The 18379-nt window shown below is 59.9% G+C and carries 13 protein-coding genes, 1 rRNA gene and 1 pseudogene; 5 read left to right on the forward strand and 10 right to left on the reverse strand.

The window, feature by feature from the left end; all coding sequences use genetic code 11:
• The first annotated feature begins 136 nt into the window (after positions 1 to 136).
• Positions 137 to 252 (forward strand): 5S ribosomal RNA (gene rrf, locus AC0IXA_RS10405).
• Positions 253 to 318: 66 nt separating this feature from the next.
• On the opposite strand, the gene AC0IXA_RS10410 is transcribed toward rrf, so the two are convergent.
• From AC0IXA_RS10410 to AC0IXA_RS10425, 4 genes are all read right to left on the reverse strand, one after another.
• Complete coding sequence (locus AC0IXA_RS10410) at positions 319 to 1497, reverse strand: PepSY-associated TM helix domain-containing protein (protein WP_341638299.1); 1179 nt, start codon at positions 1495 to 1497, stop codon at positions 319 to 321.
• 75 nt (positions 1498 to 1572) lie between these two features.
• Positions 1573 to 4074, reverse strand: coding sequence for a TonB-dependent siderophore receptor (locus AC0IXA_RS10415; protein ID WP_471812930.1), 2502 nt, complete (start codon positions 4072 to 4074; stop codon positions 1573 to 1575).
• 86 nt (positions 4075 to 4160) lie between these two features.
• On the reverse strand, positions 4161 to 5162 hold the full coding sequence (locus AC0IXA_RS10420; RefSeq protein ID WP_471812932.1) for a FecR domain-containing protein: 1002 nt from the start codon (positions 5160 to 5162) through the stop codon (positions 4161 to 4163).
• Complete coding sequence (locus tag AC0IXA_RS10425; protein WP_039764190.1) at positions 5162 to 5662, reverse strand: sigma-70 family RNA polymerase sigma factor; 501 nt, start codon at positions 5660 to 5662, stop codon at positions 5162 to 5164. The genes AC0IXA_RS10420 and AC0IXA_RS10425 overlap by 1 nt, the downstream gene beginning before the upstream one ends.
• Before the next feature lie 313 nt (positions 5663 to 5975).
• On the opposite strand from AC0IXA_RS10425, the pseudogene AC0IXA_RS10430 reads away from it, so the two are divergent.
• Positions 5976 to 7001: pseudogene (locus tag AC0IXA_RS10430) on the forward strand (HAMP domain-containing protein); the annotation flags it as partial.
• 69 nt (positions 7002 to 7070) lie between these two features.
• A complete protein-coding gene (locus AC0IXA_RS10435; protein WP_370593577.1) occupies positions 7071 to 7856 on the forward strand; it encodes a methyl-accepting chemotaxis protein in 786 nt (261 codons plus the stop codon).
• A gap of 126 nt (positions 7857 to 7982) precedes the next feature.
• Here the strand turns inward: AC0IXA_RS10435 and AC0IXA_RS10440 are convergent, their stop codons facing one another.
• The 5 genes from AC0IXA_RS10440 to AC0IXA_RS10460 form a co-directional block, all read right to left on the reverse strand.
• Positions 7983 to 8450 carry an SRPBCC family protein gene (locus tag AC0IXA_RS10440; RefSeq protein ID WP_341638303.1) on the reverse strand — a complete coding sequence of 156 codons (468 nt, stop codon included), beginning with the start codon at positions 8448 to 8450 and terminating at the stop codon, positions 7983 to 7985.
• 22 nt (positions 8451 to 8472) lie between these two features.
• On the reverse strand, positions 8473 to 11865 hold the full coding sequence (locus tag AC0IXA_RS10445) for an amino acid adenylation domain-containing protein (RefSeq protein WP_471812935.1): 3393 nt from the start codon (positions 11863 to 11865) through the stop codon (positions 8473 to 8475).
• A 10-nt stretch (positions 11866 to 11875) separates the two neighbouring features.
• Positions 11876 to 12805, reverse strand: coding sequence for a diiron oxygenase (locus AC0IXA_RS10450; protein ID WP_471812937.1), 930 nt, complete (start codon positions 12803 to 12805; stop codon positions 11876 to 11878).
• A complete protein-coding gene (locus AC0IXA_RS10455) occupies positions 12802 to 13578 on the reverse strand; it encodes a DUF3050 domain-containing protein (RefSeq protein WP_073476741.1) in 777 nt (258 codons plus the stop codon). Before AC0IXA_RS10455 ends, AC0IXA_RS10450 begins: the two co-directional genes overlap by 4 nt.
• 700 nt (positions 13579 to 14278) lie before the next feature.
• Positions 14279 to 14989: a GntR family transcriptional regulator gene (locus AC0IXA_RS10460; RefSeq protein ID WP_016772282.1), complete on the reverse strand. Its 711-nt coding sequence runs from the start codon at positions 14987 to 14989 to the stop codon at positions 14279 to 14281.
• Positions 14990 to 15185: 196 nt separating this feature from the next.
• Between AC0IXA_RS10460 and lapG the strand changes: the two genes are divergently transcribed.
• Entirely contained in the window at positions 15186 to 15878 is a 693-nt protein-coding gene (gene lapG / locus AC0IXA_RS10465) for a cysteine protease LapG (RefSeq protein WP_073476740.1), read from the forward strand.
• A 14-nt stretch (positions 15879 to 15892) separates the two neighbouring features.
• Positions 15893 to 17839, forward strand: a complete 1947-nt coding sequence (lapD, locus tag AC0IXA_RS10470; protein WP_341638306.1) for a cyclic di-GMP receptor LapD — start codon at positions 15893 to 15895, stop codon at positions 17837 to 17839.
• 116 nt (positions 17840 to 17955) lie between these two features.
• Here the strand turns inward: lapD and AC0IXA_RS10475 are convergent, their stop codons facing one another.
• On the reverse strand, positions 17956 to 18294 hold the full coding sequence (locus AC0IXA_RS10475; protein ID WP_016772279.1) for a hypothetical protein: 339 nt from the start codon (positions 18292 to 18294) through the stop codon (positions 17956 to 17958).
• Positions 18295 to 18379: the final 85 nt, after the last annotated feature.

The raw sequence follows: 18379 nt of genomic DNA on the forward strand, positions 1-18379 counted from the left end.
TTCCCCATGTGAGAGTAGGTCATCGTCAAGATTAAATTCCGAAACCCCAATTGCGAAAGCAGTTGGGGTTTTGTTTTAGTAGAAGTTCCTGTTTTTGCTGGCTTGTTACCGTGTTGACGGGCCAGATAAAGAATTTCTTGACGACCATAGAACATTGGAACCACCTGATCCCATCCCGAACTCAGCAGTGAAACGATGTATCGCCGATGGTAGTGTGGGGTTTCCCCATGTGAGAGTAGGTCATCGTCAAGATTGAATTCCGAAACCCCTGTCTGCTAACGCAGACAGGGGTTTTGTCATTTAAGCGTGTACGAAAGATCAGGCCGTTCTGCGACTCTTGCTGCTGCGTCTTGCCTGCCACTTGCGCCACCAGATATAAACTCCCGTCCCTGATAACCCCGCAATCAACACACCCAGCACCGCGATCATTACCTGCCCTGTCACCCCGATGATCCGTCCTCCATGTATCGGCAACTGAAGTCGATAGAACTGCTCTCCAAGCGTGCCCTGTCCCGCGATCTCCTGTCCCAATAATCGGCCATCGGTACCGTGAAAAAACAACCAGGATTTACCGTGTGCGTCCGTATCGTGCTGTCCAAACCCTGCGCCGTAGAAGTTGTACTCAAAGCTGTAATACAACTCGCCGATTGCCGCCGTCAGTCCTAATCGTTTCCCTTCCTGCAATGCCCTTTCGTACGCCTGTTGATAACTCAACTGTGTCGTCCCCAGTTGATTGGCGGGCATTCGTCCTCTGGCTTCATAAACGCTCGGCTCGATGGGCGAAAACAACGAAACTGCAGGCTTGAACACTTGGCTTGGCAAGTTCATCGCCACGCTACTGACGGCGATCGGTAACAGCAGTAACCACAGCCACAATCCTCCGGCGCGATGCAGATCGAAGTTCAAGCGGTAGGCATGCCCGCCTTTGACCTTCCACGCGGTCGCCCACTTCTTCCAGAATGGCTTGCCACGCGGCAAGGTCAGGAACAATGCGACAAAGCAGTCGATCACCCACGCGATGGCCACCCCACCCATCAAGAGCAATCCCCAGTTGCCGGGCAATGTCAGGTTGTAGTGAAACTCCAGAATGAACGGGATGAAGTTCTCTCGTTGAAAACAGCATTCACCCCAGTAGCGCGCGCCTTTTTGCTCCGCGCTGACCGGGTCCAGATAAAACACCTGATTACGTTCATTGAACGGCTGACCCGTTGCTGGATCTTTACGAGGAACGGCCGCCAGCAGCGTCGTATGCCCCGTCTCATGGGGATACTCCATGTACCAGACTTGCAGTTTCGGATGTGCAGTCTGCACTGCATCTACCAACGCGCCCGGCGACAAGCGCTCACCCACTGACGTCGCCTCGTAGAACTGCGGATTCAGCCATTCATCCAGTTCGTGATTGAACGCCAGCACACTGCCGGTCAGCCCGGCCAACAATAAAAACGTCGCAGTGGCCAAGCCAATGTACCGATGCAACAAAACCAGAAACGCACGCATACAAAACACCCCGAAGAAACGACAAAGCCAGCCCCTGATAGCAGGGGCTGGCTTTTTTATGCACAGGACATAGCTTTAGAACTGATAGCTGACGGTCGCCGCTACGTTGCGTTCTTCGCCCATGTAGCAGAAGTTCAGACTGGCGCAGGACGCGACATAGGATTCATTGGTCAGGTTGTTCGCGTTGAGCCGAACATCAACACCCTTCAAACCAATCTTGCCCAGGTCATAACCAATCGAGGCATCGAACAGCGTGTAAGACGGCACCTTCATCGTGTTCTCCGCATCGGCCCAGCTGTAGCCGACATAGCGCACCCCACCACCCAGGCGCAGCCCATCAAGTGTGGCGCTGTCGAACTTGTAGTCAGCCCACAGCGAGGCCATGTGTCGCGGCGCCTGAGTCGGTGAGTTGCCCTTGTTCTCGATGACATCGGTCGGCGTGCTCAAGGTGCTGATCATCGATTTGGAATATTCGATATCAGTGAAGGTGTAACTGCCGAGCACTTTCAAGTTATCGGTCAGTTGCATGTGCGCTTCCAGCTCCAGACCTTGCGAGCGTACGGCACCGACCGCGCGATAGAAGTTTTCCTGCGGCAGTTTGGTTGCGAGGTTTTCCTGGTCGATGCGGAACAGCGAGGCGGTAAACAGGTTATCGGTGCCCGGCGGCTGATACTTCAAACCGACTTCCCACTGTGTGCCATCGGTAGGGGCGAGTGGATTACCGGCGCTGTCGGCATAGGAGTTCGGGTTAAACGACTCGGAGTAGCTGATGTATGGCGCCAGACCGTTATCAAACAGGTATAAAGCGCCGGCACGCCCAGTGAGTTTCGTGCGCCGATCATTGATCTCTGTACCCACCGGCCGCCCCGCTTCGGCGATGCGGTTTTCATCGGATGTCTCGACCCAGTCCTGACGCAGGCCCAGCGAGAAGCGCCACTTGTCCATCTCGATCAGGTCTTGCAGATACACACCGGTCTGTTCGAGGCGCCGCAGATAGCTGGTGTCGCCGTACATCTCGATCGCCGAGTTGCCGTACACCGGATTGAACGCATTGATTGGCGCGAGGCCACCGCTGGTCCAGTCGACCACGGTTTTGCGCCGTTGATAATCCGCGCCCATCAGGACTGTGTGCTTGGTCGCGCCGGTGAAGAATTCGGCCTGCAGCATGTTGTCGACGATGAACGCATGCAGGCGCTCATCACCGCCGGTGTAATAACGGTTCAGTTCATTGCTGGTCGGGGTGGTCCAGCCATAGGCGTAGACCTGATCCATGTTCACTTTGGAATCGAGATAGCGGAAGTTCTGCCGGGCGGTGAAGACATCGTTGAAGCGATGTTCGAACTGATAGCCGAACGATTGCTGGTCACGAGAGTAGCCGTCGATCCCCGGTTCGCCCTCGAAGAAGCGCGGCGAGATGCGCTCGCCATTGCGCTGATGGATCGTGCCGTCCGCCGGAACGCCGCCGTGGTAACCACCGTCCGGATCGTGTTGCAGATAGGCCTGCAGGGTCAACGAGGTGTCTTCGCTGAAATCGATGCTCAGCGTCGGCGCAAGGGCGAAGCGTTTTTCCTTGTTGTGATCGAATTGCGTGTCGGACTGATCGCTCAATCCGGTCAGACGATAGGCAATGCGCTTGTCGTCATCGACCGGACCGCTGAAGTCAAAACCAACCCCACGCTGGCCTTGCGTCCCTACTGTGGCCTGAACCTGATGATAAGCCTCGTACAACGGTTTTTTGCTGGTCAGCGCGACCAGACCGCCGGGCGAGCTACGGCCGTACAGCACGGACGACGGGCCTTTGAGAATGTCCACACGCTCAAGGAAATACGGATCGACCTGCATGGTGCTGTAAGTGCCGCTGTCGCCCATCGACTTGAGGCCGTCGAGGTAGATGTTATCCACCGAGCCGTCGTTGAAACCACGCATCGCCACGTAGTCGTAACGGTGCGTAGCGCCATACGGGTTGGTCAGCACACCCGGGGTGTAGCGCATCGCTTGCGAGACGGTCTGCGAGCCTTGGTCATCCATTTGCTCGCGTGTGACCACGGACACGCTTTGCGAAGTTTCCAGCAGGGCGGTACTGGTCTTGGTGGCGATCTGGCTGTGCGTGGCGTTGTAGCCGGCCATGCTGCCCAGCGCGTTGCCGAGGGCGAAACCTTTGATGTCGGTGGTCGGCAAGGCCAGTGCTTCGCTTTCAGCCAGTGGACGCAGGATGTAACTGCTGCCGTCCTGGCTGACTGCTTCCAGCCCTGAGCCGCCGAGCAAATGGCTCAAGGCCTGGTCGGTCGAATATTCACCCTGCACGCCGGGAGATTGCTGACCTTGAGTCTGTTGCGGCGTCATCGCCAGGGTGATGCCGGCCTGCCGGGCAAACTGATTCAACGCTTCGCCCAATGGTCCGGCAGCAATGTTGTAGCGGTGGCTGATCTCGGTGCCGGTGTTGGCGGCCAGACTCAGGCTCGGTAATACGCTGACGCCCAGCGCGGTGGTCAGCAGTGCCGCCCGAACCGCATGGCGCAGTAGTGTCGATTCTGCAGTGAAATTCAGAGGGTTCTTACAAATGGCGCGGACAGTCATTGTGGATTTCCGTAGGCAGTCGCGGGGGCTGAGTTGAAGTGCTTACTGACTAAGCCGGACTGCCTGCGGAAACCCGCCAAAAATAATCACACCGCACGTTCCAGGGTCACCCACCAGCGGGTGCGATAACGCAATTGCACCGGCAGCGTTTGCGGCAGGACCGCCAGCAGCCTGTCGGTGTCCTCCAGACGGGACACCCCAGAAAGGCGCAGGTCTGCGACCTCCGCCGAACAATTGAGATAACCCGGGCGATAACGGCCGACTTCAGCGAGGAAGTCACCCAGCCGCATATTGCGCGTGACAATCAAACCGTCGAGCCAGGCGCCCGCATCCATATCCGGCGTCGGCGCTGCGCGCAAACCGCTTTGATCGACCAGAAAACTCTGTCCGGCGAGTGCTTCGAGGGAAAGACCGCCAGCGCGAACCAACACTCGGCCACGAGTAACGCTGAGCCGCGTGCACTGTTCTTCCTGACGCAAAATGAAACGCGCATCGACCGGCGCATAACTGCCGTGGCGATTCTGTACGCGCAGCGGTCGATCGGCCGCCGCGCCCTCGTCAGAGCCGCCGCAGGTAACGATGATTTCGCCACGGCTCAGTTTGATCAGACGTTGCTGCGCGGTGTAGTCCAGATCCACGGCGCTGGCGGTGTTGAGTTCGATCCGCGTGCCGTCGGGCAACTGAAAACCGCGCCGTTCGCCGGTCGCCGTCGCGTAGTCGGCACACCATTGCTGCCAGGCGGCGCTGTCCTTGGCCAGCCACGCGGCGGAGCCCATCAACAGCGCGCCCGACAACAACTTCAAGGCCTGGCGTCGGCCTAGCCCCTGCGCACTGTTTTCCAAGGTGTTGAAAGCGACCTGCGCACCCGGCACGGCGCGCAGACTGGAGCTCAATTCGGCTTGCAGCGACTGCACCCGCTGCCAGGCGATTTCATGTTCGTGATGCTCGGCGCGCCACTGCTCGCATTGGCGAGTCAGCCGCGAATTGCCGTGGTTGTTGCGCAGTCGCAGCAGCCAGTGAATCGCTTGCTTGACCACGTGTTGGCGCGGTTCGACGCGGCGAGCGAGTGAGAGGTTATCCACAGGCATCAGTTTTCATACCGCAACACATAGCAGTGATACAGCGCATCGGCGACGTAGCGTTCCACAGAACGTACCGATACGCCCAACTGCTCGGCGATCTGTTTGTGAGTCAAACCTTCGCACTGCGCCAGGAGAAACGCCTGACGCACTTTCGGCTTAAGTCCTTCGAGCATGCGCGCAATGCTTTCCAGCAGTTCCAGGACCAACGCGCGCGATTCGGCGTCAGGTACTTCGCCTTCAGGCAAGTGAGCAATGGTCTCCAGATAGGCCCGCTCGATTTCCTCGCGGCGCCAATGATCGATCACCAGACCGCGCGCGATGGTTCGCAGGAAAGCTCGGGGCGCTTTCAGTTCGAGGCGTTCGGTACGTTGCAGCAGGCGCAGGAAAGTGTCCTGAGCCAGATCCGCTGCATCCGCTGCGTTGCCCAGCCGCGCGCGCAGCCAAGCGTTGAGCCAGCCGTGATGACTACCGTAAAGCGCCTGTACGACCAACTCAGGAGAAGACATGACCACGCCAGCCCGAACGTCACAAATGATAATTAGTCGCATTGTCATCAAGGGTTACAGATTTTGCAACTGTCGCCCCCCATGTCGATGCGAAAAATTCCCTCGCAGCCGCTCTGCCACGCCGTTCGGCGGGAATCCTGCACAAACCCCGTCCATTTCTCACGCGCCCCTAAGATTTCTCCGCCGCTGGCCGACAGACTGGTGAGAAATGCGTGCACCAAAGTAGAGCGGCCAGAAGAACGCTGCCTGCGCCGTACATGGAATGTTGCATCCGGAAACGCATCCCCACTTTTGGCATAAGAAGTCCCATGAAATGAATCTCAAGTTCAGCCATAAAATCCTCCTGGCCGCTTCGGGCGTCGTGGTCCTGGCGTTCGCGTTGTTCACGCTCTACAACGATTATCTGCAGCGAAACACCATTCGACAGAACCTGCAGTCCTCCGTGCAACAGGCCGGTGACCTCACCGCCAGCAGCGTGCAGAACTGGATGAGCGGGCGGATTCTGGTGCTGGAAAACCTCGCGCAGAACGTTGCCCATCAAGGCAGGAATGCCGACTTGCCGGGTCTTGTCGATCAACCGGCCTTCACGTCGAACTTCCAGTTCACTTATGTCGGGCAGGCCAACGGTGTCTTCACCCAGCGCCCCGATGCGAAGATGCCGGACGGTTACGATCCGCGTCAGCGGCCTTGGTACAAGCAGGCCGTGGCCGCCGATAAAACCATGCTGACCCCGCCGTACATGGCGGCCGTCGGTGGCCTGGTGGTGACCATCGCCATGCCGGTGAAGAAGGACGGTGAATTGCTCGGTGTGGTCGGTGGTGACCTGAGCCTGGAAACCCTGGTGAAGATCATCAACTCGGTGGACTTCGGTGGCCTCGGCCATGCGTTTCTGGTCAGTGCCGACGGTCAGGTGATCGTCAGCCCGGACAAAGATCAGGTAATGAAAAACCTCAAGGACATCTACCCGAACACCAGCGTGCGCATCGAGAAGGGCAACCAGAACGTGGTGCTCAACGGCCAGGAACGCATTCTCTCGTTCACCCCGGTCAGCGATCTGCCGAATGCGCAGTGGTACATCGGTCTGTCGATCGATCGCGACAAGGCCTACGCCGCACTCAGCCAATTCCGCACCTCGGCGCTGATCGCCATGTTTGTCGCGGTCGCGGCGATTGCGCTGCTGCTGAGCCTGTTGATCAACGTCCTGATGCGTCCACTGACCACGATGGGCCGCGCGATGAAAGATATCGCCCAGGGCGAGGGCGATCTGACCCGCCGTCTTGTGGTCGAGAGCAAAGACGAGTTTGGTGAGCTGGGCAGCGCGTTCAACCAGTTCGTTGAACGGATTCACGCATCGATTTCCGAAGTGTCGTCGGCGACCCGTCACGTACATGACCTGTCGCAACGGGTGATGGCTTCGTCCAACGCTTCGATCGTCGGTTCCGACGAGCAAAGTGCGCGCACCAACAGCGTCGCGGCGGCGATCAATCAGCTGGGCGCCGCCACTCAGGAGATCGCGCGCAACGCCGCGGATGCTTCGCAGCACGCCAGTGGCGCTTCCGAGCAGGCCGATGATGGTCGTCAGGTGGTCGAGCAAACCATTCAGGCGATGACCGAGCTGTCGCAGAAGATCAGCCTGTCGTGCACGCAGATCGAAACCCTGAACGCGAGCACCGACAACATTGGCCACATTCTCGATGTGATCAAAGGCATCTCGCAGCAGACCAACCTGCTGGCGCTCAACGCTGCCATCGAGGCTGCGCGTGCCGGTGAAGCCGGGCGCGGTTTTGCCGTGGTCGCCGATGAGGTGCGCAACCTGGCGCATCGCACCCAGGAATCGGCGGAAGAGATCCACAAGATGATCACCTCGCTGCAGGTCGGCTCGCGCGAAGCGGTGAGCACGATGAACGCCAGTCAGGCGTCCAGCGAGCAGAGCGTGGAAGTGGCGAATCAGGCCGGTCTGCGTCTGGTCAGCGTGACCCAGCGCATCGGCGAAATCGACGGTATGAACCAGTCGGTGGCCGCTGCGACTGAAGAGCAGACGGCGGTGGTGGAAACGCTGAACGTCGACGTCAACCAGATCAACCTGCTGAACCAGCAGAGCGTGGCCAACCTCAACGAAACGTTGAAGGATTGTGATGCGTTGTCGCAGCAGGCGAACCGGTTGAAGCAGTTGGTCGACAGTTTCAAGATCTGATTCACAGATCGCAGACCGCGTTATCGTTCTTCGCGAGCAGGCTCGCTCCCACAGGGAAATGCATTCCAAATGTGGGAGCGAGCCTGCTCGCGAAAGCGGTCTGACGATCACCGCAAAGCCTAAGCCTTAGACAAACAGCTTCAGCACATTGCCCATCGCATCATCGGCAAACCCCTGCACAAAATCCCTGAACCCCGATAATGCTTCATCCCCACCCGCAGCCGGTTCGGCAATGATCGTCCAGGTCGCTCGCGACTTCCCTGCGCTCAGCGACTCCACCTGCATCGCCGCCCACAGGTTCGCCACCCCCAACGTGTTGTAAATCGTCGTCCAGGTCATGCGCCGCGCCTGTTCATCGCGCGAGTTGAGTTGTTCGACCACGACGTTGCCGTCCTTGAAGATTTTCTTGCGCAGCGATGACACGCCCTCGCCGGTCATTTCGGTGTGCGACAGCGCCGGAATGAATCGTTCGAAGCCAGCGAAATCGCCAACGATCGCCCAGACTTGTGCCGCGTCCGCCGGCACTTCCACCGACGACACAACGTGGCAGCCTTGCGGGTTTTTGATCAGGGTGTCGGGTTGCAGATTGCTCATGGTGTTGCTCCTTGTTGATGAGTCAGATGAAGTTGATTTCTTTCAGGTAGTCGCAGCCGCGACGCAGCAGCGCCGGGGATTTCTGTGGGTAGTGCGCGCCCATCTGCCGCACGCCGGCCTCGGCGTTGGCGTGACCGATAAGGGAGATGTCGCCGATGTCTTCTTCGAAGCCGTTGAGGTAGAAGCCGAGCACGCCGAACAGCGCGTTGTCGGCGTCGACTCGGTTCAGTTGCTGCTGCCAGTCGGCGACGCTGACCAGCGAAAACTCGCTGCCGGTTTCGCGGAACGAAGCGACGTAGGCATCCCAGCTCAGCGGCTCGGGATTGTGCAGATTGAACACTGAGCGTTGCGCTGAATAACGGCTGGCATGGAAGGCGATGAAGCGGGCGAGAAAGTCCACCGGCATCAGGTCGAAATTCAGCGCGAAGGCCGGCACCTGTCCGAGCTGGATCGAGCCTTTGAGCATCAGCATCAAACGGTTTTTATGCGGCTGGCAAACGCCGCTGAGGCTGTTGAAACTGATGTTGCCAGGGCGATAAAGGTTGACCCGTACACCGCGCTCGCGCGCCCGTTCGAGGATGCGTTCGCCGACCCACTTCGACAGGTTGTAGCCGTTGCGAATATAGATCGGCGGCGTCGCGGCGGCGGGCAGTTCCAGCACTCGACCGGTGTCGTCCACGGTGCTGGATGCCGACAGGGTCGAGACGAAGTTGAAGACCTTTTTGCGCTGCCCTTCGCACAGCTTCAGCAGGGCAAATATCGGTTCGACGTTGTCCGCCGCCAGGGACTCGTAATCGAGCACGTGGTTGACGTTGGCGGCGTTGTGCACCAGCGCGCCGAACTCGCGATCCAGGCGCTGATAGTCCTCATCGCCCAGGCCCAGTTGCGGACGGCTGATATCAGCTGCGTAAACCCGCACACGGCTCAGGTCGAGGTGCTCCAGCCGGTTTTCGCGCAGTGCCTGAGCGAAGCGTTGCGCCGCCGTATGCCCGGCGCCGTCGCGCACCAGACAGGCCACTTCGCTGGCGCCCCAACCGAGCAGCGCTTCGACGATGTGCACGCCGACAAAACTGTTGGCACCGGTGACGATGACCTTGTGCACATCGCCCATGCGGCTGATCGGCAGCGGTTCGATGTCCAGCGCGCGCTCGGCGTCGGCCATGGCCTGAGCGCTGAGCACGGCGCTGTCATCGGTGCCGCGCACCAGCGTCGACAGTTTGCTGATCGTGGGCAGTTCGATGAAGCGATTGATCGAAATGCTTCGGCCGAATTCCTCACGCAAGCGCAGCAACATCCGCGACAGCAGAATCGAATGTCCGCCGAGATTGAAGAAGCTTTCGTCAGTGGAAATGTCGCTGGTCGGCAGTTCCAGCAATTCGGCCCAGATCTCCAACAGCAGCGCTTCGTCAGCATTGGCCGGCAGGCATTTCGCAGCGCTGTCCTGCAGCGTCACCGACAATGTCAGCAGCGCCTTGCGATCGACTTTGCCGTTACTGGCAAACGGCATCTGCGCCAGTTCGGTCCACGCTCCCGGTTGCATGTAGTCCGGCAGAAACTGCCGGGCGTGAGCCTTCAATGCGTCGCGGGCAGTCTCGGTCTGTGGCTGGGCGAGGAACGCCAGAATGCGCCGCTGACTGTCGATGACCACGGCGATCTGTCGATACAAGCGGCTCTCGCGCAGGCAGCGCTCGATCTCTTCCGGCTCGACGCGAAAGCCACGGATTTTCACCTGATTGTCGCGCCGTCCGCACAGCTCGATACCGTGCTCGCCCCACTTGGCCATGTCGCCGCTACGGTAGGCGCGCAGGGTTTCGCCGCCGGGCAGTGACAGGCTCAGATAACGCTCGGCGGTCTGCTGCGGATTGTTCAGGTAACCGAGGCAGACACCGGGGCCGACGATGAACAGTTCACCGACGGATTGATCGGGCACCGGTTGCAGATCGTCGTCGAGAATCAGCACCCGACTGTTGGCGATCGGCCCTCCCAGCGTGCGGTTGCTGTCGCCCGGTTTGAGCTGGCGCGCGGTGATCAGCACGGTGGCTTCGGTCGGGCCATACAGGTTGTGCAGGGTGCCTTGGCGGGTCAGTTGCTCGATGACGTACGGCTCGCAGACATCACCGCCGGTCATCACCTGCACGCCCTCCAGTTGTTCCAGCGGCAGGATGCTCAACAGCGCCGGCGGCAGGAAGGCGTGGGTCAGTTGCCGCCGGCGAATCAGCGCAACCAGCTGCAAAGGATCGCGGCGCTGGGTGTCGTCGGGCACGATCAGTTCCGCCCCTGCGAGCAGGCTGGGGAAGATGTCGATCAGTGACGAATCGAAGCTTAGCGAAGAGAACTGCAACACCCGACTCTCGGCGTGCAGCTGCACGTAGTCGGCGTACCACGCGGTGAAATGGGCGAGATTGGCCTGGCTGAGCAGCACGCCTTTCGGATGCCCAGTGGTGCCCGAGGTGTAGAGCGCCATGCACGGTGCATTGAGCTCGGGCCGGTGCAGCATCAGCGGCCGGCCGAGATCGGCGTTCGGCGCCTCGATGTCACTGACATCCAGCCCCGCTATCGACTCGCTGAGCGCCTGTTGTCCATCGTGAAGCAACAGCACCGCGCCGGCGTTTTCCAAGATGAATTGCTGACGCGGCAAAGGATGACTCGGCTCCAACGGCAGGTACACGGCGCCGCTGCCGAGAATCGCCAGAATCGAGGCGAACAGCGCCGGGCTTTTGCCTTGGCAGACGGCGACTACCCACGGCTGCGGATGTTGCTCGAGCAAGGGCAGCAGGCGCTGTTGAATCGCGCGGCTGTGGGCGTGCAGCTGCTCGTAGCTGATGGTCTTCCCGCCGACATGCAGCGCCGGTCGTTCGGCATGCTCGGTCAGGCTCTGTTGCAGGCGCTTGATCAGCGGGATCTGCGCTTGTTGCAGCAGCGCCGGATTTGCCGTGTCGTTGAGACGGTGGACGTACGCTAGCTTGTCGAGAAACAGCAGGTCTTCCAGGCGTTCGAAATCCGGCGCTTTGAGGACCGGGGCATGCCTCAAATAATCGGCATCGCGGGAAAAGCGGCTGACCAGCAACGCCACTTCGTCGACCACATGGGCAAGCGCTCGTTGGCGTAGCGACTGACCGTTGCCGGACGGCTCATCGCCGATGGGTACGCGGCTGATCAGCGACGAGCCGAGGAAGCATAGCAAGTCGAGGGTCGGCAGGCCGCCATGGTCTTGCGCGGCGATACCCAGGCGCAGGTGCAGATGCGGGATCGCGCAGAAATCGCCGGCAGCGATAAAGCCATCGTCGATGATCAGATCCACCGCCGCTTGAGTGGCGCCGCTGCGGGTCAGTGCATGGCCGTGCTGTTCGAGTTCCCGGGCCAGGTCGGTCATCGCCTGGCTGGCGCCGGTGAGCAAAATGTCGAGACGTTTCATGTCAGCCTCCTCAAACCAGATAGTCGCGCAGGGCGAGCTGCACGCACGGTGTGTCGAGCAGCGAGCTGTTGTGGAAAAACCTGACGATGTTGCCTACCAACGGGTGGTGGCGATTGATCGGGAAGGCCAGTCCGGCGATTTCTTCGCGCAGTGAATACCGCGTGGTTTCGCTGACCGGCAGCGCATCGATCAGGCGCAAATCGAAGGACTTCTGGATGTCGTTGGTCAGGTAATGGCCTATGAACACCGGCAGAATCTGCGCGATGGTTGCGCGGTCCGTGTCGCTGGCGGTGTGCCAATAGATGCGCACCATCCGCGCCCAGAAACTCGAGTGGCGACCCTCGTCGAGCAAGTGGTCGGCCATCAGGCCCTTGATCGACGGCTTGACCGAATCGTCGCGGGCGAACGCCGCGACATCACCGGTCACGGTGTTTTCGGCGATCGCCACGCAGATCAGTTCCACCGCGCTGCGTAGGTGGTCCGGCGCCAGCGCAACAGCGGCGGGAATCGCTCGGCTCAGCTCGATTTCGTCGGGCAACGGAATCGGTTCGATACCGGTCAGCGCGACCGTTTGCTGCATGAAGTCCATGGCCACCAGCGCGTGGTAATCCTCATCGACCACCACGGTCATCGCGTCGTAGCGACAGGCGAACGGGAACGCCACGGCAAAGCGATTCTTGGCAATGCTGCGGGCGGTCTTGTCGACGATTTCCGTCTCGAAAATCACTACGTCGTTGATGAATTTGTACAACGTCTGCACCAGGGCGAAATCACGTTGCTGTGGGCATTCACGCAGGAAGGTTTCGCTGAGCACCAGCGGCTGGCGGCTGAGCGGGTAGATCAGGCGCTGATCGTCTTCCAGCAGCCGCCGTGGACGGGTGCGGATGGTCGCGCGGCTTTCCCAGGCCTCGGCGAAGGATTGATAGTCGGCAGCGTTCATTGGGCCACCTCGGCAACTTCCACGCCCATGCTCAGGCGCAGCCCGTCCCACAAGGCGATGCGGCTGTCCACGGCGGCGATGGCGCTGGCGTAAACCTCGGCTGCGCGCTGCGGATCGCCGTCCACCAGACGCTCCAGCAACTGCTCGGCGGCGGGGCCGTGATCTTCGGAATCGACTTCGATATGCCGTTGCAGGTAGTAACGGAAAGTCGGTGCCTGTTCGATGCCGATGCCCCAGTCATCGAGGATGCGCTGGAACATCGTCGGAATGACGCTCTCGCGACCATGCAGGAACGCGGCGGCAACGCTGTGTCCCGGCGCCTCCAGGGCAATGCGCAAGGTATCGCGGACAAACTGCGCGGCCGCCGGGTCGACGTCGACGCTCTGCAACGCGACGTCATAACTCACACCTTCCTGCTGCAGGGCGACAAAGCGCTCTACCGCCGTGGTGCTCGCGCCGATCTCGCGCATCGCATCCAGGTACAACTCGAAGTGGCTGTAATGGCCGGCATCAAGGCGATCGTCCGATTCCTCGCCCAGCACGATCTCGTTGATCAACCGCGCCGCGTGGGGATCGCGCGGCGGCAACCAGGGTAAACGCGTGCAGGTCAGTTCCTGTTGCAGGCGCTTGGTCAGCGACATGAAGTCCCATACGGCAAATACATGGGTTTCCATGAAACGGCGTAATACCGATAACGAAGTAATCTCGGAAAAAATCGGATGAATACTCAGTTCGGCTTTCTTCAAGGCGAGTTGCTGCTTAGTAGGCATCATGATGTCCTTTATCATTGATATGAAATGCACGGTTCTTTGCAATTGCTGTAAATGGTCGAGCAAGTTGGATAGGAACTTGTCCGGGCAATAGCTTGATTGCGCTGTAACGCCGTTGCGGCGCCACGGGTGCTGCGATTGTTGCGTGAGGTATGCCGCGCTGAACGGCGACGTTCAAACCTGGCGAGAGAAAAACTAATACAGGGCAAATGCATTTAACAAGTTTATTTTCAATTATTTTAAGTTGGTTGTTTTTTGAGTATGAGAGTTACCGATAAAACTTTCACACGAAGTTTTATTTGGGCGTAGTTACTCCTTTCGGCTAATAACGGCCAAAATCGATAACAAGAGTGAATGCCTCACTCGAAGCAACTTTTAAACAAGGGGATTGATTGAATTCAAAGGGGGCGAAAGTTGGCCGGGACCGGCGCCATGACTTCCTGTTTCCCGTGACAAGGCTCCTTCCGTAGGTTCCTGTTGCGGGGACTGTGCCGTCAGGGCGGCGCGTCCCCGTTCTGTAGGGGTGGCGCTGGAAGAGTGCGGGTAAATTACCGTCACGGCTATTACCGATTGGTCATCGGCGGGCAGCAGAAATGCGTCGGCAGGGCCGGGGCGGGCACCAGCGGGCACGCCGATCCGCTGCCAGAGCCGGCAGCAGAGCGGTCGCGAAGATTTGTAAGGGGATTATTCGACGTACGGGATATCAGCGCGCGGTGTGACGCTTCTGTGCGGCGGGAGTCGCCAGGTATCGGGTGATGACCTCAACGCCGCGGTTGAGGTGCTGCTCCAGCATTGCGAGCGAGCGCGGTATGTCCCGCTCGATCACGGCCTGAAGCATGGCGCGGTGGTCATCCTGGGACAGCTTGCCCAAGCCCATGGCTTCCAGATTGAACCGCAGAAAACGTTCTTCTTCGTTCAGGCCGTCCTCCACCAGGCGCAGCAGTCGCTGGTTGGGCGCCTTGCTGTACAGGGCCATGTGAAAGAGACGGTTGAGGCGGCCGATTTCGTTGTAGTCGTGCTGCGCTTCCAGTTCGTCGATGTAGCCGGCGGCGAGTTGATGCTCGGCCTCAGTCAGCAGCGGAATGGACTGCCGCAATGCCTCGGATTCGAGCAGAATGCGCAACTCGTAGGTTTCAGCAGCATCGCCCTGGATCAGCGGGGCGACCACGGCGCCTTTGTGCGTGGTGACGCTGAGCAGCTCCTGCGCTTCGAGCTGGCGCAAGGCTTCGCGCACCGGCATGCGGCTGACCCCGAACAGATCGGCCAGATCCTGCTGGCGCAGCGCAGTGCCACAGGGCAGGCGGCCATCGAGAATGGCCGAGCGCAGGGTTTCTTCAATCACCGACCGGGCCAGATGCGCAGGAATCGGTCCCTCGACTTTAATGCTGTGCAGCGGTTTGGGCTTCTGAGTCACGACAACACACCCTGTAGGTCGCAATATTTGGATCCAAATGACACTAGTGATTGCTCTACAGGTTGTCAAACCTTGTAAAACAAAGCGCTGCAATCTTAAGTCTAGCGCGTCTTCGATGATCTCACGGTGCCATTGTTTTTTGCCGGGCTAAGCTTCACCATCAAACGCTTCCTTTCTGTCCTTCTGGAAACCTGCAGTGGCGGTACGTTTCGCGATCCCTCGGACCTTGCGCTGGCTTGGCTGCGCATTGCTGCTGGCCGGCGTCATGCTGGGCGGTCTGCACGCCGATTGGGATTTTTCCGCGATCAGCCGCAAGGCCACGGCTCTCTATGGGCCACTGGGTGCCGGGCAGCAGCGCATCGATGCCTGGCAGAATCTGCTGGCCACGCAGAAGCAGGTCAGTGAGATGGACAAGCTCAAGGTGGTCAACCTGTTTTTCAACAAGCAGGTGCGTTACGTCGAAGACATCGATCTGTGGCGCGAAGTGGATTATTGGGAAACCCCTATCGAAGCGCTGTGGAAGGGCGCCGGCGACTGCGAAGACTACGCCATCGCCAAGTATTTCAGCCTGCGCCATCTCGGCGTTTCCAGTGACAAGCTGCGCATCACCTACGTCAAGGCGCTGCGCCAGAACCGCGCGCACATGGTGTTGACGTACTATGCGACCCCCGATGCCATGCCGCTGGTGCTCGACAGCCTGATCGATCCGATCCAGCCGGCGGCGCAGCGGACCGATTTGCTGCCGGTCTATTCTTTCAATGCCGAAGGTCTGTATCTGCCAGGCGCCAAGGGTAATAAAAAGGTCGGCGACACCAAACGCCTGTCGCGCTGGCAGGATGTGCTGAAAAAAATGCAGGCCGAAGGTTTTCCGGTCGAGACGACTAACTAGGAGCACGCGCTCAGATGTCTTTGTTCAAACAGCTGTTGATCGCTATCTGTCTGTTCCTGGTCGTGGCCTTCACCGGCAGCTTCATGGTCAGCCTGGAGAGCTCGCGCACCCAGTACGTCAATCAGTTGCGCTCCCACGCACAGGACGCGGCGACGGCGCTGGCATTGTCGCTGACGCCGAATATCGACGACCCGGCGATGGTCGAGCTGCTGGTCAGTTCGATTTTCGACAGCGGTTATTACGCGAGCATCCGCGTGGTCGACGTGAAGACCGAGCAGACCATTGTCGAGCGCAGCGGTACCCCGGCGGTGAGCAATGTGCCGGACTGGTTCGTCAAACTGATCGGCCTCGAGCCGGCCGGTGGCGATGCGCTGGTCAGCCGTGGCTGGGAGCAGGCGGCGCGGGTCGAGGTGGTCAGCCATCCGATGTTCGCCGTGGCCAAGCTATGGCAGAGCGCACTGGGCAGTCTTGGCTGGTTGCTGATCTGCGGCGCATTGAGTGCGGTGCTCGGTGCGCTGTTGCTGCGTCGGCAGTTGAAACCCCTCGATTACATGGTCCAGCAGTCCCATGCGATTGCCCGCCGCGAGTTTCTCAGCCTGCCGGATCTGCCGCGCACGCCTGAATTGCGTCGCGTGGTGCAGGCAATGAATCAGATGGTCGAGAAGCTCAAGACGCTGTTCCAGGAGCAGGCCGAGCGCAGTGAAAAACTGCGTACCGAGTCCTATCAGGACAACCTCACCGGCCTGGCCAACCGCCGCTATTTCGAGATGCAATTGAACAACCGCGTGAGCAACCCGGAGCAGGCCAGTTCCGGTTATCTGCTGCTGTTGCGGGTCAAGGACCTGGCCGGTCTCAACCAGCGTCTCGGCGGCCAGCGTACCGACCAGTTGCTCAAGGCCGTCGGCGAGCAACTGACCCGCGAGTGCGCCAGATATCCACAAACCCAGGACTTGGTCACGCGTATTCGCGGCGGTGAATTCGCCGTGCTGGCGCCGGGGCTGGTGCGCGAGGAAGCGCTGCAGCTGGCGCAGAATCTCGACAATGCCTTGAGCAGCCTGCATGCCACCGGCGCGACCGATGTGCCAGCGGTGGCTTCGATCGGGCTGGCGCCCTTCGCCCACGGTGACTCTCCGCAAGCGGTGCTGACACTGGGCGATCAGGCACTCGCGCAGGCCGAAGGCCAAGGCGAGCAGAATTGGGCGTGCATCGATCAGAGTCTGGTGGCGGAGGTCGGTGACGACCATCACGCTTGGCATCGACTGCTGGATCAGGCCTTGAGTCAGCAGCGTTTCGAGTTGTATTTCCAGCCGGTGGTTGCGGCGCAGGACACGCAACTGGTGCTGCATTACAAGGTGCTGTCGCGTCTGCTCGACGAGCAGGGCCAGACCATTCCCGCCGGACGCTTCCTGCCGTGGCTGGAGCGCTTCGGCTGGACCGCGCGGCTCGATCGGCTGATGCTCGAACGCGTGCTGGAACAGATGAAAGGGCACGAGGATTCGCTGGCGCTGAACCTGTCCTCGGCGACGCTGGCCGACCCGCAGGCGTTGAACAAGGTCTTCGAGATTCTGCGCGCGCATTCCAATCTCGGCGCGCGTCTGACTCTGGAAATCGGTGAGGAGCAATTGCCTGAACAGGCGGTGCTGGAGCAGTTGACCCGACGCCTGCGCGAGCTCGGTTTCTCGCTGAGCCTGCAGCGCTTCGGCGGGCGCTTCAGCATGATCGGCAACCTGGCGCGGTTGGGTCTGGCGTACTTGAAGATCGACGGCAGCTACATCCGCGCGATCGATCAGGAGAGCGACAAGCGCCTGTTCATCGAGGCGATCCAGCGCGCGGCGCACAGCATCGATCTGCCGCTGATTGCCGAACGGGTCGAGACTGAAGGGGAGCTGTCAGTGATTCGCGAGATGGGCTTGTATGGCGTGCAGGGGCAGTTGCTCGGTGAGCCGAAGCCCTGGAAGTAACTTGTCTTCAGTGATGCCGCCTTCGCGAGCAGGCTCGCTCCCACATTTGGAATGCATTCCAGTGTGGGAGCGAGCCTGCTCGCGAAAGGGCCAGTCCAGTCGGTGAAGATCCAGGATCAGATCAACCCGCCCTCATCCTCATCGATCAACTGGCTCAACCCGCCCAGCGCTTCACGCGCCTGGGTGCGGTCCATCAGTTTGGCCTGGGCCGCCGCTGGCAGGTCGGTGACGCGGATCACGCCTTTCTGGGTCAGCACCTGAATCAGGTCGTCGAGTACCCGAATCATTTCAAAGTCGCTCTGCTTGAGCTGTTTGAGGCTGTTTTCCACGGCTTCGTTGGCGTACCACGCCTGAATCTCATGGTTATCGGCGGGCAGCGTTTCCGTGGCCTCGGCGTACGCCGCAGCTTCCACGCGAATCAACTGGCCTTGCGCATCGCGTTGCACGTAAAACATTGAGCATCCCTCACAAATGAACAGCGTCATGCTGTCAGCAGCATAGCCAACTGCGCGCCAGTATGCGGGGCGCCGATGAAATCGT

The organism is Pseudomonas sp. AC083 (assembly GCF_979253165.1).

What these genes read in the sequence shown, in the direction of transcription:
- AC0IXA_RS10410 (WP_341638299.1), bottom strand. Translation starts at nt 1,497, where the DNA reads ATGCGTGCGTTTCTGGTTTTGTTGCATCGGTACATTGGCTTGGCCACT.
- AC0IXA_RS10415 (WP_471812930.1), bottom strand. Translation starts at nt 4,074, where the DNA reads ATGACTGTCCGCGCCATTTGTAAGAACCCTCTGAATTTCACTGCAGAA.
- AC0IXA_RS10420 (WP_471812932.1), bottom strand. Translation starts at nt 5,162, where the DNA reads ATGCCTGTGGATAACCTCTCACTCGCTCGCCGCGTCGAACCGCGCCAA.
- AC0IXA_RS10425 (WP_039764190.1), bottom strand. Translation starts at nt 5,662, where the DNA reads ATGTCTTCTCCTGAGTTGGTCGTACAGGCGCTTTACGGTAGTCATCAC.
- AC0IXA_RS10435 (WP_370593577.1), top strand. Translation starts at nt 7,071, where the DNA reads ATGGCTTCGTCCAACGCTTCGATCGTCGGTTCCGACGAGCAAAGTGCG.
- AC0IXA_RS10440 (WP_341638303.1), bottom strand. Translation starts at nt 8,450, where the DNA reads ATGAGCAATCTGCAACCCGACACCCTGATCAAAAACCCGCAAGGCTGC.
- AC0IXA_RS10445 (WP_471812935.1), bottom strand. Translation starts at nt 11,865, where the DNA reads ATGAAACGTCTCGACATTTTGCTCACCGGCGCCAGCCAGGCGATGACC.
- AC0IXA_RS10450 (WP_471812937.1), bottom strand. Translation starts at nt 12,805, where the DNA reads ATGAACGCTGCCGACTATCAATCCTTCGCCGAGGCCTGGGAAAGCCGC.
- AC0IXA_RS10455 (WP_073476741.1), bottom strand. Translation starts at nt 13,578, where the DNA reads ATGATGCCTACTAAGCAGCAACTCGCCTTGAAGAAAGCCGAACTGAGT.
- lapD (WP_341638306.1), top strand. Translation starts at nt 15,893, where the DNA reads ATGTCTTTGTTCAAACAGCTGTTGATCGCTATCTGTCTGTTCCTGGTC.
- AC0IXA_RS10475 (WP_016772279.1), bottom strand. Translation starts at nt 18,294, where the DNA reads ATGTTTTACGTGCAACGCGATGCGCAAGGCCAGTTGATTCGCGTGGAA.